Genomic DNA, 14,881 nt, shown 5'->3' with positions numbered 1-14,881 from the left:
TTACTCATATTATTTATTGCTGACTTGCCGGAAAAAACGAATACGACAAGGTCATTTCTTGTACATCTTTGGGCAATTCGGCACTGACGAAGAATCGCAGTGGCAATGCCTTCACCTCACCCGGTTTTAACGATTGCCTGACAAAGCAGAAACACTCTATTTTTTTCAAGTGGGCCGATGCTTTGCCTGGGGTCACACTGGGAATGGCCTGACCGACCACCTCCTCATTGGTAATGTTTTTTGCCTCAAACATGACCGTAGTGACTTGGCCAGGATGCACCACCACACTGTTTTGCTTAGGATAAAAATTCCACCCCAAGCCTGGCATCACCGAGGACACAAACTGCACGGTGACTTCCCGCTTTAAATCTACAACTGCTTTTGTGGCTGTTTCCGCCGTATTTTTGGTTTTGCCATTGAGCCCGGTCACAGAACAAATGACGTCATACAATGGCACCAAGGCAAAGGCAAACAACAGCGCACCGACGATGATCCACACCAATTTAAAAGCCAATTTTCGATTGGCTTCTACCTGATCTTGTTTTAATGCCATAACTGTTTCAGCAACTGGTTTACTTCCAGATCGTAAACATCGAAATCAGGTACCAGAGAATTGCTACCGCAGCGAGCAGCCATGCAATTTTCCTGTTATTAGACTGCTTGGGATCACTCAAAATACGTCAACCTTAAAACAAAGCCAATCAACCAAAAAAACTGGATTGACTGGCTTTTTTAGCATTTATTTAACCACCGGCTGTTCAGTAAAGCTGTGATATGGCGGAGGAGATGGCAACGTCCACTCCAGGCCTTGCGCCCCTTCCCAGACTCGGTCTGATGCCTTTTTGCCACCTTTGACACAGCTGATAATGATGTAGACAAACAGCAACTGTGACAGACCCAAGGCAAATGCACCGATACTCGAAATCATATTGAATTCGGCAAACTGCAAGGCATAGTCTGGAATCCGGCGCGGCATCCCGGCCAAGCCGACAAAGAACTGTGGAATAAAGGTCACATTGAATGAAATGGCTGTTAACCAGAAATGCAATTTACCCAGTTTCTCGTTATACATATGGCCTGTCATTTTTGGCAGCCAGTAGTACACGCCCGCCATAATCCCCATGATGCCACCCGCAAACAGGGTGTAATGGAAATGTGCGACCACAAAGTAACTATTGTGATATTGCGCATCGGCAGCCACGTCTGCGAGCACCAGACCAGTCAGACCACCCACGCCAAACAGAATAATCCAACCAACCGTGAACAGCATTGGGGTTTCAAAGCTCATGGAGCCTTTCCACATGGTGCGGATCCAGCAATAGAACAGTACCGCCAACGGTAAGGAAATTGCCATGGTGCTATACATAAAGTACAGCAATGCAGGCACAGGCATACCGGCTGTAAAGAAGTGGTGCGCCCAAACAACGACCGCCAAAGCGCCAATCGCCCACAATGAATACACTTGCGCTTTATAGCCATACATAGGCTTGCGGCTGAAGGTTTGCAGAATCTGGGGGATAAAGCCCCAGACGGGCAATAGCAGAATGTAGACTTCCGGGTGACCAAAGAACCAGAACAAATGCTGGAACATAATCGGGTCACCGCCACCGGCCGCGTCAAAGAAGTGTGTACCAAAGTGACGGTCCGTCAGCAACATGGTCACTGCGCCGGCTAACACAGGAATGGTGGCAATCAGCAAGAAGGCGGTGATCAGCCAACCCCAGGCAAACATCGGCATTTTCATCAAGGTCATGCCAGGCGCACGCATGTTGTAAATCGTCACAATAATATTGATTGAACCCAACACAGAAGAAATACCCAGCAAGTGCACCGCAAAAATGGCAAAGTCCACACCAATGCCGCCTTGCACAGACAGCGGCGGGTAAAAGGTCCAACCGGTGGCCAGCGCGCCATCACCCACGCCAAACAATGCCAGAGTGAATGGCAACGTCAGCAAGATGGCTGAAGGGGGCAAAATCCAGAAGCCCCAGTTATTCAAGCGTGGCAAAGCCATGTCTGGCGCACCGATCTGCAACGGCAACATCCAGTTGGCAAATCCGGTTGCAGCCGGCATCAACGCTGCAAAAATCATGATCAGCGCATGCACACCAATTAACTGATTAAAGAACTCGGGGTTCATCAATTGCAGTCCGGGCTTGAACAACTCGGCACGGATACCAAGAATCATGCTGCCACCGACCAGAAACATAATCAGTGAAAACGTCAGGTACATGGTCCCGATATCTTTGTGGTTTGTCGTCGTCAGCCAACGCATGATCCCGGTTGGGTGATCCTGATGCTCGTCATGATGTGCTACTGAAGTAGTACTCATAGTGCTCTCCTAAATCAATCGCTTAAATATTTATTCACGGGCTGCTTTAACTTGCGCCGGCTGCAACACGGCATCCACTGCCGCCGCGTTACCCAAGGCATTACGCTCATAGGTGATCACCGCTGCAATTTCCGTATCGTTCAAAGTTGCCTTCCAGGCGGGCATCACACCCTTGCCATTCAGCACGCGGTCAAGATGGCTATCTTTCTGATATTTGCCATCAGAGCCAAAAATAGCGCCCGTCGCAATTTTGCTGCCGGTCAAGGCCGGGAATGCAGGCGGCAAGCCAGCCCCGGTCACCTGATGGCAGACGGCACAGTTTTTCTCGTATACCACTTTACCCTGCGCCACCAACTCATCCTTGGTCATTTCTTTCACATCATTCGCGGCTTTTTGCTCATCCTGTTTTTTGTTTGCCCACTGCGCAAACTCTTCTTTGGAAACCGCATTCACAACCACCGGCATATAGCCATGCCCCTTGCCACAGAGTTCTTTGCATTGACCGCGGTAGACGCCTGGCTTCTCGACTTGCACCCAGGTTTCACGGATAAACCCAGGCACGGCCACACGTGACGAGCCAAACTGTGGCACCCACCAGTTATGCAACACATCAGAGGCCGTCATCAAAATGCGCACCTTCTCGCCGACAGGCAACACCAGCGGATTATCGACTTCAAGCAAGTAGTGCTCGCCTTTATCTTCCTCGTTATGCATTTGGCCGTTAGTCGTCGCCAGGTTGCTGACGAACTTGATGCCCTTGGCATCGCCATCAAGATACTCATATTGCCAGCGCCACTGTGACCCGGTAATTTTGATCACCATGGTCGATTGGTCTCGCGTGTCTTCCATCATCACCACGCTGTGATAGGCCGGGATACCCATGATGACAAAGTCAATCAACAGCAGGATCGCAAACGGGATCAAGGTCCAGAAAATTTCTACGGCAGTAGAGGGAGGGTTATCGGCGACAGGTTTGTAGCCTTTGCTGTGCCGGTGGGTCACAATCGAGTAAATCATGATTGCCAGCACCACCACAAAAATCACGGCAGTAATCAGCATGAATTTATTATGTACGTGGAGGGTATCCAAAGCCATTGGCGTGACTGGCTCCGGAAAATTCCAGGTGTAGTCAGCATGCGCACTTAAAGACAAAAACCATGCAACCGCACCAACCCCGAGTTTCTTCATCCCTTGCATCTAATCGCTCCAAAATCCAGTTATCTAGTTTTTAGAAGTATTCGTTTGAGATGAGAGGCCAGGGCTTCGCGTTGCGCATCATCCATGGTATCTCGACCAAACTCGACTTCTTGATTATGGGACCCTATCCACAGTGACGTCTTGCCGTTCTCACCTTCCCTGAGCGTTATACGGGTCCAGTAGCGCTGAAACCGAACGTGTTTTATTTTCCCCAACACACTTTGTTCGATTTCAATATGATCCTCAACGAAAGTGATTTTTTCGTAGTCACCGCTATGACGCAGCACCACCACAAACGCCAGAACCACCAACACCAATTCCAAGCCAGCAAATGGCAACACCATCCAGGCACCGATATGCAAAAAAGCCATGGCAATCAGCCCCGAAAACACGCCCAAACTCAGCAACAACTTCAACACACTTTCCGATGAAGCCGAGGCATTTGGCCTGGTAACGCATTGTGTTTCGCAAATAGATAACATGTTTGCCAACCCAGAATTCAGCTTGTATCAACCAAATTACGTTTAGTTACAAATTTGTTACATGTTGTAAATTAGCACAAGATAATCGCAGTGACAAGACAAAAAATGCCCGGCGCCAATGTCATCAATGTAAATTTATGAATAGCCACGCTTAACAAAAAAACACTCTCACTCTACCAATCTCACAATTGCAATCCCCCTCACAGCCCCTTAAAAACGCGGCAAAGCAATTCAAAACCTTGATTCGGCCATCTAGATAGTTGTGCTCACCCGCAGCGCAAAATGTCACTTAAAAGCACAATCAAGAAAATATTCCGGTGGGTGTTGTCACATTTTTGTTGTTGCTTAAGCCACCATTCATGATTAAGCTAAACAACTCTCGGAACAGAAATGCGCTCCGGGTAACGTGCGCAAAGCCTCAAAACTTGGCGCATTCAAAGCAGTTTTTTGTGTTGATTGATTAGAAATGCCAGTAGCGGGACCGCCGTCCACGAAAGTGTATTTTTAGTTTTAAGACCGGCCCCACTGCCAGCAGCAATGAATGATAGCCATCATTTTTGACGGGGGCCAAACACATGGGCATACAGCATATTTCAGCCAACAAAATACACGCTGACGATGAATTTTTAATTCGAAAAGTCCCCATCCACATCATTCCAGACTGGCTACACTCCGGCGTAACTGACATTCATCTCGGTGGCCGTGCCAGCCTGTTTTATGGCATTTTTTTTGCGGCAACAGGCATCCTGTTACACACCATCTTCGCTGAAAATTACTGGCTGCTCGCCGGGCTCACTACCGGGTTTTTCCTGCTAGGGCCATTCCTGGCCATGGGGCTATACGATCTGAGCAGACGCATGGAAGCTGGTGAGCCACCCGCCCTCGCCCCCACGCTCATGGCCTGGCTACCCAACCTCATCAACATCACTCTGTTTACCGTGCTGCTGGTGTGTTTGTTTTTAAGCTGGGTGCGGCTCTCCATGACCATTTTCTCGCATTACTTTCACGGTGCGCTGCCCACCTTTACCGATGTCGTCATCAATGTATTCACATTCAAACAACCGGTTTTCCTGTTAGTTTACTTTGGCACTGGCGCCTTGTTTGCCGCTGCCATTTTCAGCATCAGCGTCATTGCCATGCCCCTCATGCTAGATAGAAACACCAGCGCCTGGACCGCCGCCATTACCAGCCTGCGCACCTGCGCCCGCAACCCTATCCCCATGCTGCTCTGGGCTTTTTGTATTGTCGTGCTCATTGGATTTGGCCTGGCGACCAACTTTTTAGGTTTAATGCTGACCATGCCCGTGGTTGGGCACGCAAGTTGGCATGTCTATCGGGATTTGATTGAGGTAAAAAATTAATCCGCTCGTTTAAAGTCCATATCCTGCGATATAGTCTCTCGTAAAGCAAAAAGGCTTAGATTTTCATCTAAGCCTTTGAAATTCATACTATTTTGAGTCTTTTTGGTACTACTTGAGAGTACTTCTTGGTGCCGGGAGCCGGAATCGAACCGGCACGCCTTGCGGCGCTGGATTTTGAGTCCAGTGCGTCTACCAGTTCCGCCATCCCGGCATGGGATATAATGTAGGACATCAAAGACGGCTATTATAACCATAATTTTCATTTATGAGAACTCTAGATTTCGATTTTTATCTTCCACCCCACCTGATTGCCCAATATCCGTTACCCAATCGTTCAGAAAGCCGCTTGCTGGAGGTCAATGCGCAAGACGGTTCCATCAAGGATAAATTGTTCCGGCAGATTGGCGAGCAGTTTGCCGCAGGCGATGTGCTGGTCCTGAACGATACCAAAGTCATCAAGGCCAGATTGTTTGGCCAGAAAGCCACTGGCGGACAGATTGAGGTGATGATAGACCGCGTGCTGTCGCCGCAAGAAGCTTATGCGCAAATCAAATCATCCCGCTCCCCAAAGGCAGGGAGTATGCTGCACCTGGCTGGCGAGATGCAGGCTGAGGTGCTCGGCAGGGTGCAGGATATGTTCCATATTCGCTTACTTGGCGAACAGTCGTGGTATGACTTTTTGGAACAGTATGGCCAATTACCTTTGCCGCCGTATATTGAGCACGCGGCAGATGCGACCGACGATAGCCGCTACCAGACGGTGTTTGCCAAGCATGCGGGTGCAGTGGCCGCGCCAACTGCGGGGTTGCATTTTGACGAGGTGCTGTTGCAATCGCTAATGGATAAAGGCGTCCATGTGCGTTATGTGACGCTGCATGTGGGCGCGGGGACGTTTCAGCCAGTGAAGGTAGACAATATCGCCGAGCACCATATGCATAGCGAGGTTTACCATTTGCCGGAAGAGACCATCTCTACCATCCTCGCAGCACGTGCTGAAGGCAAACGGGTCACAGCCGTGGGCACCACTTCATTGCGGACGCTGGAAAGCGCAGCTCATGCCGGCAAGTTGTTTGCGCACCATGGCGACACGGATATTTTTATTACGCCAGGATTTGAGTTTAAACTGGTAGACCGTTTGATCACCAACTTTCACCTGCCGAAGAGCACTTTGATGATGCTAGTCTCGGCATTTGGCGGTTACGATTTGATGCGTGAAGCCTATGCGCACGCGATTGCCCAGTCTTACCGCTTTTTTAGTTATGGCGATGCCATGCTGATCACGCGCAAGTAATCCGCCCAGCATTAAACTTGCAGACTAAAATAACGTCTATTAAACACTGATAAAAACTAGGATACGGAGATATGCAATTCATCCCAAAAACTTTGAGCGGCCTGGCACTGCTATGCCTGACGCTCACCACCCAGGCCGAGATTTTGCCTGAGGCAGAAATCGGCATCAAAATCCCGCTGGCCAAGAAACCAACCACACGCCCAATGGGCGTGGCCTACTTGCCAACCAACCAGCATTACTACATTGCCGATGGCGGCCTGGCGCCCATGGGCAGCGAGTTTGAAGCGCCCATCTCTAAATCTGAAGTGCATACGTTTACCGGCGACGGCAAGTATGTGCAGTCAGCCAAACCGGGCTTTGATAACCGCTCGCTCTATTTCAACCCCAATAGTGGCAAGCTGGAGATCATTACTTACAACATTTCTAGCGCAGTCGGCTTTTTGCCTAACACTGGGATTTTCAGCCTGGAAGTAGCCGAGACTGGCGAGCTGCTGGGCACTTCGGGCGAAATTTCACAATTCAACCCAGCCTTTGGCGATGCGGCCACCATGCCCAGTTATGACCCGGTGAGCAAACACTATTTCGCCAAGCAAGAGCGGGGCAATCTGGTGTTTGTTGTGGATACCAAGCAGCGCGAAAAATTGCAAGAGATCAAGCTGGACTTTGCCAAAGCCAAAGTGGCACACGATGATGTCAGCGACCACTTTGTTGCCTTCACCGGCGTGGCAGGTAATGAATTGGCCTTGCTCGACGTAGACCATAAAGCCGTATTGATTTTTGATTTAAACGGGCAATATGTGGGCAAAAGCGCCTTACCCGCTACCATGAAACTGCGCTCACAAAATCACTTTAATGGGCTGGGATACACCAACGGCATGCTATTCGTTTATCACGAATCGGAAGGCGAGTTTGGCACCTATTACGGATTCAAGGTGGTCAAGTAACCCATAAAAAAGCCGCGCTGATTCAAGCGCGGTTTTTTGATTGCTGGCAGGCACACGTTACCTGTAAAGTACTTTTTACTGGCTGCTGGTCATATTCACTTTGATCACTTGCGCCGATGGCGTGTAATGCCAATGATTGCGCCAAGCCCCCACCACTAAATTCGGATAGTCCGGCTTGCCCAGACTGCCGTTGTAGCGGCCCAAGGCCCGGTAATAATCGCCGCGCTCAATATCCAGATAATGGCGCAATATCGTGCAGCCATAACGCAGATTCAGGCGCATATCAAACAGATTGTGTTCAGGCGTACCAATAGACTGCACCCAGAAAGGCATCACCTGCATATAGCCTCTCGCGCCCACGCTAGAGACTGCATACTTTTTAAACCCGCTTTCAACATGAATCAGACCTAGCACCAACTGCGGATCCAGCCCGGCGCGTGTGGCCTCATAATGCACGGACTTGAGAAAATCTTCACGGTAGTGCGCGTCTGGCATGCGCTTGGCCAAGCGGGCTGACATTTCTTGCAACCAGACTTGTGCTGCCTGCTCGGAATCAAAAATCAGACGCGGCGCGGCCAGGTCACTGACGGATTTTTGCATCACAGCTTTAACGCTATTGGCCAGCGGCTCTTCTTTTTGATTGCCCGCCATAGAAGGCGCCGCCCACAGACAAAGGCCGGTGACCAACAAGGCAAACACATAAAAAAACACTTTTTTCATGTTGCCTATTGTAATCACAAGCGGCGTGCCGTGGACGGGCAAAAAGAGGGATTAAATCCCGCTAATTACTCAGCAAGCTTGCGCTGCAAAAAGGCCAAGCAATCAGCCACTTGCAGGTTTTGTGCTTCAGCATCGGTGCGGCCTTTGTATTCCACCTTGCCTTCAGCCAGGCCACGGTCACCAATCACCACGCGGTGCGGAATGCCCATAAGGTCACTTTCTGCAAACATGACCCCCGGACGCTCGCCACGGTCATCGAGCAAGACATCTACACCCGCCTGTTGCAGTTGCGCATAGAGCTCAAACGCGGCCTGTTTGACTGCGTCGCTCTTATCGAGGCCGATCGGGCAAATCACCACCGCAAACGGTGCCATGCTCAAGGGGAAAATAATGCCTTTGTCATCATTGCCCTGCTCAATCGCTGCCCCCACAATCCGTGACACGCCAATGCCATAACAGCCCATTTCCATCACTTGTGATTGGCCGTTTTCGTCCAGATAAGTCGCCTGCATGGCTTCTGAATACTTGGTGCGCAACTGGAAAATATGGCCGACTTCAATGCCGCGGCACAAACTCAGGGTGCCTTTGCCATCCGGGCTCGCATCGCCTTCTATCACGTTGCGGATATCGGCCACGATGGCTGGCTCAGGCAAATCGCGGCCAAAGTTAACCCCTGCCAAGTGAAACTTAGGTTTATTGGCGCCACAGACAAAGTCACTCATCAGGGCCACGGTTCTATCGGCCACCACGCGTACATTGGCATTCACGCCCACCGGGCCAATAAAGCCAGGTGGGCAGTTCAGGTTGGCGCGGATTTCTTCTTCTGTTGCCAGTCGAAACTCTTTCACGCCCTCTACCTTGCCGAATTTCACTTCATTGAGTTGATGATCACCGCGCAACAAGGCCAGCGTAAACACACCATCCACTACCAAGGCCACCGACTTCACGGTTTTGCTCACTGGCACTTCCAGCAACTTGGCCACATCTTCACACGTGGTCTGCTTGGGTGTATCCACTTCACGCATGGCTTCTGTGGCTGCAGCACGGCTGCCAGTCGCCACGGCTTCGGCCAGTTCTACGTTAGCCGCGTAATCAGATTGCTCGCAATAGGCCAGTGCATCTTCACCGCTGTCTGCCAGTACGTGAAACTCTTGCGAGCCATCGCCACCAATGGCGCCTGAGTCGGCTTTCACGGCGCGGAACTTGAGGCCCAGGCGAGTGAACACATTGCTATAAGCCGTGTGCATGGTGTTGTAGGTATTCACCAGGCAATCGACGCTGGTATGGAAAGAGTAGGCATCTTTCATCAAAAATTCGCGGGCACGCATCACGCCAAAACGCGGGCGAATCTCATCACGAAACTTGGTCTGAATCTGGTAAAAATTTAGCGGCAACTGTTTGTAGCTGCTGATTTCCTTACGCGCGATGTCAGTAATCACTTCTTCATGCGTGGGGCCAAAGCAGAAGTCACGCTCGTGCCTGTCCTGAATCTTGAGCATTTGTGGGCCAAACACCGCCCAGCGGCCGGTTTCCTCCCACAACTCTTTAGGCTGCACGGCGGGCATCAACAGCTCCAGTGCCCCCGCCTTGTTCATCTCGTCGCGCACAATGTTTTCTACCTTGCGCAGCACGCGCAAGCCCAGCGGCATCCAGCTATACAACCCGCTGCCCAGCCTTTTGATCAAGCCGGCACGCACCATCAGTTTGTGGCTGATGAGTTCAGCGTCTGAAGGGGCTTCTTTTTGGGTAGCAATGAAAAATTGTGAGGCGCGCATAAGAATAACTTTAATTAAAATCCGAAAGCGCGATTTTAGCCTTATTCGCTGGCGGCGTCATCCGCGCCTACTCGGCAGTCGCCTCTTTTTGCTGTGGCCGTTGCAAGATCGGACTATCGGTAGGAATGTATCCGTCTTTCCAGGTCGCCATCGGGATGATGGTGGCCGGATAGCCGTTATCGTAGAACCAGCTATCAACCGCATATTCAGCTTGATTGGCCTGCTCACGGATGACGGCGGCCGTATGTGGCCAGCCGGTTAGAAAAAACTTGCGGGTGCGGGTATCAAGAATGTCATGGTAACGGATCAGGCCAGCTTGCTGCATCAGTCGCAGATAGGTCGTACTGTTGATCGCTTCGTCGTTGCAGTCTTGTTGATGCAGGTATTCACTGTTGTTAAACGTCCCGGCACGGTCTGCTGCAGTACCAATTTTGGTACCGACCATGTCCTCCAGCAGGCCGATGGCTTTTGCAATGGCCTCGCGCTCGGCCTCTGCATTCGATGGTAGCGGCGTAAATAGTTGCTCGACGTTATCCCATTCGGCAGAGCTCAGGCTCAGCACGTCTGACTGGACACAGCCCCCGCCCTGACAAATCTCAAAAGCTTGCAGGGTGGGAGGACTGTGATAAATACGATAGATGTCTTTGAGATCGGCCTGTGCTGGCATCGCGCCCGATAAGCAGGCCAATACAAAACCAGAGAACAGGTGTGCGCTAGAGAATAAGGACGCGGTTAGACAACTCGTTACGCGGCACAGCTTCGGGCGGAAAATGCGCTGCCAAATGTTGGCCAATGGCCTGAATACCGTAAAGCACACCTGCTTCAAACTGCCCACTTCTGAACATCCCTTCCATCTGCTGGCAAATCTGCTGCCAGCCTGATTGCCCCACCTGCCGATGAATACCGCGGTCGGCGACAATTTCTACATCCTGATCGGCCAGGCACAGGTAAATCAGTACGCCATTGTTCTGCTCGGTATCCCAGATATTCAAATGACCAAACAAGTGAATGGCGCGTTGCCGTGGGGTGAGCCCTCTCAGGATAGCATAGGCAGGCAAGCCAGACTCAATCACCACGCGTATTTCACCGGCATGATGGTGTTCATTTTGTGAGATAGCATTTTCAATATTGGCCAGCGCCTGTGCAGAAAACAGAACCTTGACCTGGCGAGGATGGCTCCAGGCATGCTTAAACCAGCGTTTGAGAGGATGAATGGGTTTCATGTGTTTAGTTTACCAATCGCCGGAAGCCCCGCCGCCGCCAAAATCACCGCCACCGCCACTGAAAATATCTGGCCCACGGCTGCCGCCTGAGTAGCCGCCAAAGCCGCCCGCAGAATACGGCATACCACTGCCACCGCGCCCGCCCATGGCCAGTGTAAAGACAAATGCCGCCAGGCCGACCAAGCCCATGACCAGCAAAGTGGCCCCCATGAATCCGGCCAGTACACCCAACGCACCGCCAGTCACCAGGCTGCCCGGAAAATCCCCTAACATGCTCTTGAAAATCGCCCCGGCGATAATGGCGGCAAACATCAATATCGGCAGCATGGTCATCCAGCCATCCGCATTTGAGTGATGCGAGGATGATTTATCCGCTGCGGGCAGTTGCTCGCCTTGTATCAGCTTGATCAAGGTATCCGTGGCCAGATTCAGGCCGTTGTAAAACTGGCCCTGCTTGAAGGCCGGCGCCATTTGCTCGGCAATAATGCGCTTGGCAATCGCGTCAGGAATCGCCCCTTCCAGCCCATAGCCGACTTCAATGCGCATTTTTTTGTCGTTTTTGGCGACGATCACAATCACGCCATCATCCTGCTTATCGCGGCCAATTTTCCAGGCTTCGGCCAGGCGAATGCCAAATTGCGCGATGTCTTCTGGCTGCGTGCTGGGCAAGATCAGTACCGCGACCTGCGAGCCAGCTTGCTGTGCAAACTGGCTCAGCTTCTGGTTCAGGGCCGCTTGCTCTTCAGGACGCAAGGTCTGCGTCAAATCGGTAACCGCAGCCTGTAAAGCAGGGATAGCAACCAGATCGTCTGCATGGCTGACCAGCGCCATGCAGAACAGGCACCAGGTAAGAAATAATGCTCTTAAGCGCAAAGCCACCCGCCGTTACTTGCTGTCACCAAAATCGACTTTAGGCGCGCTAGAAATGGCTTTTTCGTTTTCTACCGTAAACGTGGGCTTGGGCTGATAACCAAACATCATGGCGGTCAGGTTGTTTGGAAAGCTGCGTACGGCGACGTTGTATTGCTTCACGGATTCGATGTAACGGTTACGCGCCACGGTGACACGGTTCTCTGTGCCTTCCAACTGCGCCTGCAAGTCCCTGAAACTGGCATCTGCCTTCAGGTTAGGGTAGTTTTCTGACACCACCATCAAGCGTGACAAGGCACTGGTCAATTGACCTTGCGCCGCCTGAAACTTGGCAAACGCCTCAGGATCATTCAGCAGCTCTGGCGTCACTTGCATGCTGCCAACTTTGGCGCGCGCCTCGGTCACCTCAGTCAGTACTTTTTCTTCGTGGCTGGCATAGCCTTTGACTGTCGAAACCAGATTAGGCACCAGATCGGCCCGGCGCTGGTACTGGTTGAGCACTTCAGACCAATTGGCTTTGGTTTCTTCATCCAGGCTTTGGAACTGGTTATAGCCACACCCAGACAGGCTAAGTGTCGCAGTCAGCAACAACAGAGTGAATAAACGGCGCATATTTGAGACTCCAGTCTTCAATCACTTAAAAATATTTGGTGGTGACGGGCTTGCCACGATTGGTTAGCCACATTCAAACACTCCACAACACTGCAATAGATGCGGCCAAAGAAGTGTTTATTCAAGCCATCAGTTCGCTTTTCTTTGCCAGTAACAGGCACAAGTCCTGCCATACCTCACGCTTGAGCGCAGGTGTTTGCAACATCGCAGCCAAGTCATGCGTCACCACACACCACAAGTCACCCACTGCATGCAACTGACCACGCACGGCTGCGATCTCGGTATGTTGGACATTTAAAAACTGATTGGCGGCCGCCAGGCCAAACAGCACACAAAAGCGGCTGCTGACCTGTGCGCGTTGCAACGGTTCATGAGTCACGGTCACCTCATCAGCAGGTAACTGCATGGCTTGCATGATGTTTTGCAGCAATTGCTGGCTGGGGGCGTCAACGGGGCGGGTCGAATAGATCAGCCAGGGAGACTGAATCAGCGTTGCAACGCTCTCGGCTGGTGTCTCAGCGGCGATATCCTCTACAGGGTGATCCACCTCAAGCGCCAGCACTGGCGCGTCAAGCGACACGCTGTGCATGGGGGCCTCTTCAGCAACGTTGGGCTGCCAGTTGGGCAGGGAAACATTTTCTGGCTCACCAGCAGCAGCCACTGGCATCAAGGTTGGCGACTCAATGACAGGTAACTCGGGAGCGGTCTCTGTCACATCTGGAGGGGCCGCTTTTTCTGCGACCAGGCTCACTTGCTCGCCCACAGACACAGGCGCTGTTTGCGGCATGGCAGCAGCCATCTCCAGCACTGGCGGCATGCGCACATGCCATGCTGGCAACAACTCCAGTTCACGCAGCATATCGTCACGGGTCAAGCTCATCATGCCCTCCTGCTCATAAGGCCAAGCCCATCAGCACCGCATCCTCGCGGCCGCTCTTGGTCGGATAATAATTACGGCGTATACCCATTTCACAAAACCCCACCGCCTCATACAAGGCAATCGCGGACGTATTGCTGACCCGCACCTCAAGAAACATATTGGCCGCCTGATAGCGGCGAGAGATGGCAATCATCTGCGCCAGCAACGCACGCCCCAAACCCTGCCCCTGAAACGGTTTTGCCACACTGATGTTGAGCAAGTGGGCTTCATCCAGCACCATCATCACCAGCGCATAGCCGACCAACTCGCCCGCCAACTCCATGACCCAGGCGCTATGGCCGGCATTGAGGGAGTCCTTGAAATTGCCCAGGGTCCACGGATGACTGTAAATGGTGGGTTCGATACGCATCACGGCAGACAGATCCTGCTCTGTCATCGGCCTGAAACTGGGTTGGGAATGTGGTAATGCGCTCATATGGCCCTTACAAGGTCTGGCCTTGCGCACGCTCAGCGGCGGTCAACGCCACCCGGTTGCGCACATACAAAGGGGCCGCCTCATGGGCCGCCTGCCCTTGCCCAGCCACAAACAATGGCTGCGCCAAGGCGAGCATGGCACTGGCTTTAGGCAAACATTCAGGGCCAAATTCACTCACCTGCCCTGCATATTGCGCGGACAAGCCCTCGGCAAACACCCGCCACCCCGAGCCCGCCCCCAACCAACCGTCGCCCGCTATTGCAGGCACCTCATGTGGCTTGCACACCACCGGCGGACTCACCGCCAGCCACTGATCCGCCTCGCGGATAAACGCAGCATGATAGACCTCGCCCATACGTGCATCCAGGCACACCAGCACCTTCTCGGACTGCGTTTGCTGCCATGCCGTCTCTGCCACGGCCAACACCGAACTGACACCAATCACTGGCAGGTTGGCGCCAAAGGCCAAGCCTTGCGTCACCCCGACTGCCACACGCACCCCCGTAAACGCGCCCGGGCCCGTGCCATAGACAATCCCATGCAGCTGGGACAACTTGACCCCGGCCTGGGTCAGCAAGTGTTGTATTTCTGGCAAGATGCGCTGAGAAGCCGCTGGACCGGTCACTTCATCAAACGTCAACATACCGGCCTCGGTTTGCAGGGCCAGTGACAGGGTTTCGGTGGAGGATTCGATGGAAAGTAATTTCATGGTACGCAGA

The 14,881-nt window shown here is 52.2% G+C and carries 16 protein-coding genes and 1 tRNA gene; 3 read left to right on the top strand and 14 right to left on the bottom strand.

What is annotated here, in order from left to right; genetic code table 11:
- Positions 1–13 precede the first annotated feature (13 nt).
- From INP77_RS12270 to INP77_RS12255, 4 genes are all read right to left on the bottom strand, one after another.
- Entirely contained in the window at positions 14–553 is a 540-nt protein-coding gene (locus INP77_RS12270) for a cytochrome c oxidase assembly protein (protein ID WP_194749337.1), read from the bottom strand.
- Positions 554–739: 186 nt separating this feature from the next.
- The gene (gene ctaD / locus INP77_RS12265) at positions 740–2,332 is read right to left on the bottom strand and encodes a cytochrome c oxidase subunit I (protein ID WP_194749336.1); all 1,593 of its coding nucleotides are present in this window, start codon (positions 2,330–2,332) and stop codon (positions 740–742) included.
- Between the two features lie 30 nt (positions 2,333–2,362).
- The gene (gene coxB / locus INP77_RS12260; RefSeq protein ID WP_194749335.1) at positions 2,363–3,529 is read right to left on the bottom strand and encodes a cytochrome c oxidase subunit II; all 1,167 of its coding nucleotides are present in this window, start codon (positions 3,527–3,529) and stop codon (positions 2,363–2,365) included.
- 20 nt (positions 3,530–3,549) lie between these two features.
- Complete coding sequence (locus INP77_RS12255) at positions 3,550–4,011, bottom strand: DUF2244 domain-containing protein (RefSeq protein ID WP_194749334.1); 462 nt, start codon at positions 4,009–4,011, stop codon at positions 3,550–3,552.
- 575 nt (positions 4,012–4,586) lie between these two features.
- Between INP77_RS12255 and INP77_RS12250 the strand changes: the two genes are divergently transcribed.
- A complete protein-coding gene (locus INP77_RS12250) occupies positions 4,587–5,372 on the top strand; it encodes a DUF2189 domain-containing protein (RefSeq protein WP_194749333.1) in 786 nt (261 codons plus the stop codon).
- A 126-nt stretch (positions 5,373–5,498) separates the two neighbouring features.
- Here the strand turns inward: INP77_RS12250 and INP77_RS12245 are convergent.
- A tRNA-Leu gene (locus INP77_RS12245) sits at positions 5,499–5,583 on the bottom strand.
- Between the two features lie 54 nt (positions 5,584–5,637).
- Here INP77_RS12245 and queA point away from each other — a divergent pair.
- Together queA and INP77_RS12235 are read left to right on the top strand one after the other, a co-directional pair.
- Entirely contained in the window at positions 5,638–6,663 is a 1,026-nt protein-coding gene (gene queA, locus INP77_RS12240; RefSeq protein WP_194749332.1) for a tRNA preQ1(34) S-adenosylmethionine ribosyltransferase-isomerase QueA, read from the top strand.
- 71 nt (positions 6,664–6,734) lie between these two features.
- On the top strand, positions 6,735–7,607 hold the full coding sequence (locus INP77_RS12235) for a hypothetical protein (protein WP_194749331.1): 873 nt from the start codon (positions 6,735–6,737) through the stop codon (positions 7,605–7,607).
- Positions 7,608–7,682: 75 nt separating this feature from the next.
- On the opposite strand, the gene INP77_RS12230 is transcribed toward INP77_RS12235, so the two are convergent.
- The 9 genes from INP77_RS12230 to tsaB form a co-directional block, all read right to left on the bottom strand.
- Entirely contained in the window at positions 7,683–8,327 is a 645-nt protein-coding gene (locus INP77_RS12230; RefSeq protein WP_194749330.1) for a lytic transglycosylase domain-containing protein, read from the bottom strand.
- Positions 8,328–8,392: 65 nt separating this feature from the next.
- On the bottom strand, positions 8,393–10,102 hold the full coding sequence (locus INP77_RS12225) for a proline--tRNA ligase (RefSeq protein ID WP_194749329.1): 1,710 nt from the start codon (positions 10,100–10,102) through the stop codon (positions 8,393–8,395).
- Between the two features lie 67 nt (positions 10,103–10,169).
- Positions 10,170–10,769 carry a hypothetical protein gene (locus INP77_RS12220; RefSeq protein WP_228518913.1) on the bottom strand — a complete coding sequence of 200 codons (600 nt, stop codon included), beginning with the start codon at positions 10,767–10,769 and terminating at the stop codon, positions 10,170–10,172.
- 46 nt (positions 10,770–10,815) lie between these two features.
- Positions 10,816–11,325 (bottom strand): TPM domain-containing protein, encoded by a 510-nt coding sequence (locus INP77_RS12215; RefSeq protein WP_194749328.1) that lies wholly within the window; start codon positions 11,323–11,325, stop codon positions 10,816–10,818.
- A 9-nt stretch (positions 11,326–11,334) separates the two neighbouring features.
- Positions 11,335–12,156 (bottom strand): YgcG family protein, encoded by an 822-nt coding sequence (locus tag INP77_RS12210; protein WP_194749327.1) that lies wholly within the window; start codon positions 12,154–12,156, stop codon positions 11,335–11,337.
- 54 nt (positions 12,157–12,210) lie between these two features.
- A complete protein-coding gene (locus tag INP77_RS12205; RefSeq protein ID WP_194749326.1) occupies positions 12,211–12,807 on the bottom strand; it encodes a LemA family protein in 597 nt (198 codons plus the stop codon).
- 121 nt (positions 12,808–12,928) lie between these two features.
- A complete protein-coding gene (locus INP77_RS12200; RefSeq protein ID WP_228518912.1) occupies positions 12,929–13,690 on the bottom strand; it encodes a hypothetical protein in 762 nt (253 codons plus the stop codon).
- 10 nt (positions 13,691–13,700) lie between these two features.
- The gene (gene rimI / locus INP77_RS12195; RefSeq protein ID WP_228518911.1) at positions 13,701–14,162 is read right to left on the bottom strand and encodes a ribosomal protein S18-alanine N-acetyltransferase; all 462 of its coding nucleotides are present in this window, start codon (positions 14,160–14,162) and stop codon (positions 13,701–13,703) included.
- 7 nt (positions 14,163–14,169) lie between these two features.
- Entirely contained in the window at positions 14,170–14,871 is a 702-nt protein-coding gene (gene tsaB / locus INP77_RS12190; RefSeq protein WP_194749325.1) for a tRNA (adenosine(37)-N6)-threonylcarbamoyltransferase complex dimerization subunit type 1 TsaB, read from the bottom strand.
- Positions 14,872–14,881: the final 10 nt, after the last annotated feature.

The organism is Methylophilus sp. 13 (assembly GCF_015354335.1).
Classification (GTDB): domain Bacteria; phylum Pseudomonadota; class Gammaproteobacteria; order Burkholderiales; family Methylophilaceae; genus Methylophilus; species Methylophilus glucosoxydans.
This window is presented reverse-complemented; position numbering and strand designations above follow the sequence as displayed.

What these genes read in the sequence shown, in the direction of transcription:
- INP77_RS12270 (WP_194749337.1), bottom strand. Translation starts at nt 553, where the DNA reads ATGGCATTAAAACAAGATCAGGTAGAAGCCAATCGAAAATTGGCTTTT.
- ctaD (WP_194749336.1), bottom strand. Translation starts at nt 2,332, where the DNA reads ATGAGTACTACTTCAGTAGCACATCATGACGAGCATCAGGATCACCCA.
- coxB (WP_194749335.1), bottom strand. Translation starts at nt 3,529, where the DNA reads ATGCAAGGGATGAAGAAACTCGGGGTTGGTGCGGTTGCATGGTTTTTG.
- INP77_RS12255 (WP_194749334.1), bottom strand. Translation starts at nt 4,011, where the DNA reads ATGTTATCTATTTGCGAAACACAATGCGTTACCAGGCCAAATGCCTCG.
- INP77_RS12250 (WP_194749333.1), top strand. Translation starts at nt 4,587, where the DNA reads ATGGGCATACAGCATATTTCAGCCAACAAAATACACGCTGACGATGAA.
- queA (WP_194749332.1), top strand. Translation starts at nt 5,638, where the DNA reads ATGAGAACTCTAGATTTCGATTTTTATCTTCCACCCCACCTGATTGCC.
- INP77_RS12235 (WP_194749331.1), top strand. Translation starts at nt 6,735, where the DNA reads ATGCAATTCATCCCAAAAACTTTGAGCGGCCTGGCACTGCTATGCCTG.
- INP77_RS12230 (WP_194749330.1), bottom strand. Translation starts at nt 8,327, where the DNA reads ATGAAAAAAGTGTTTTTTTATGTGTTTGCCTTGTTGGTCACCGGCCTT.
- INP77_RS12225 (WP_194749329.1), bottom strand. Translation starts at nt 10,102, where the DNA reads ATGCGCGCCTCACAATTTTTCATTGCTACCCAAAAAGAAGCCCCTTCA.
- INP77_RS12220 (WP_228518913.1), bottom strand. Translation starts at nt 10,769, where the DNA reads ATGCCAGCACAGGCCGATCTCAAAGACATCTATCGTATTTATCACAGT.
- INP77_RS12215 (WP_194749328.1), bottom strand. Translation starts at nt 11,325, where the DNA reads ATGAAACCCATTCATCCTCTCAAACGCTGGTTTAAGCATGCCTGGAGC.
- INP77_RS12210 (WP_194749327.1), bottom strand. Translation starts at nt 12,156, where the DNA reads ATGGCGCTGGTCAGCCATGCAGACGATCTGGTTGCTATCCCTGCTTTA.
- INP77_RS12205 (WP_194749326.1), bottom strand. Translation starts at nt 12,807, where the DNA reads ATGCGCCGTTTATTCACTCTGTTGTTGCTGACTGCGACACTTAGCCTG.
- INP77_RS12200 (WP_228518912.1), bottom strand. Translation starts at nt 13,690, where the DNA reads ATGATGAGCTTGACCCGTGACGATATGCTGCGTGAACTGGAGTTGTTG.
- rimI (WP_228518911.1), bottom strand. Translation starts at nt 14,162, where the DNA reads ATGAGCGCATTACCACATTCCCAACCCAGTTTCAGGCCGATGACAGAG.
- tsaB (WP_194749325.1), bottom strand. Translation starts at nt 14,871, where the DNA reads ATGAAATTACTTTCCATCGAATCCTCCACCGAAACCCTGTCACTGGCC.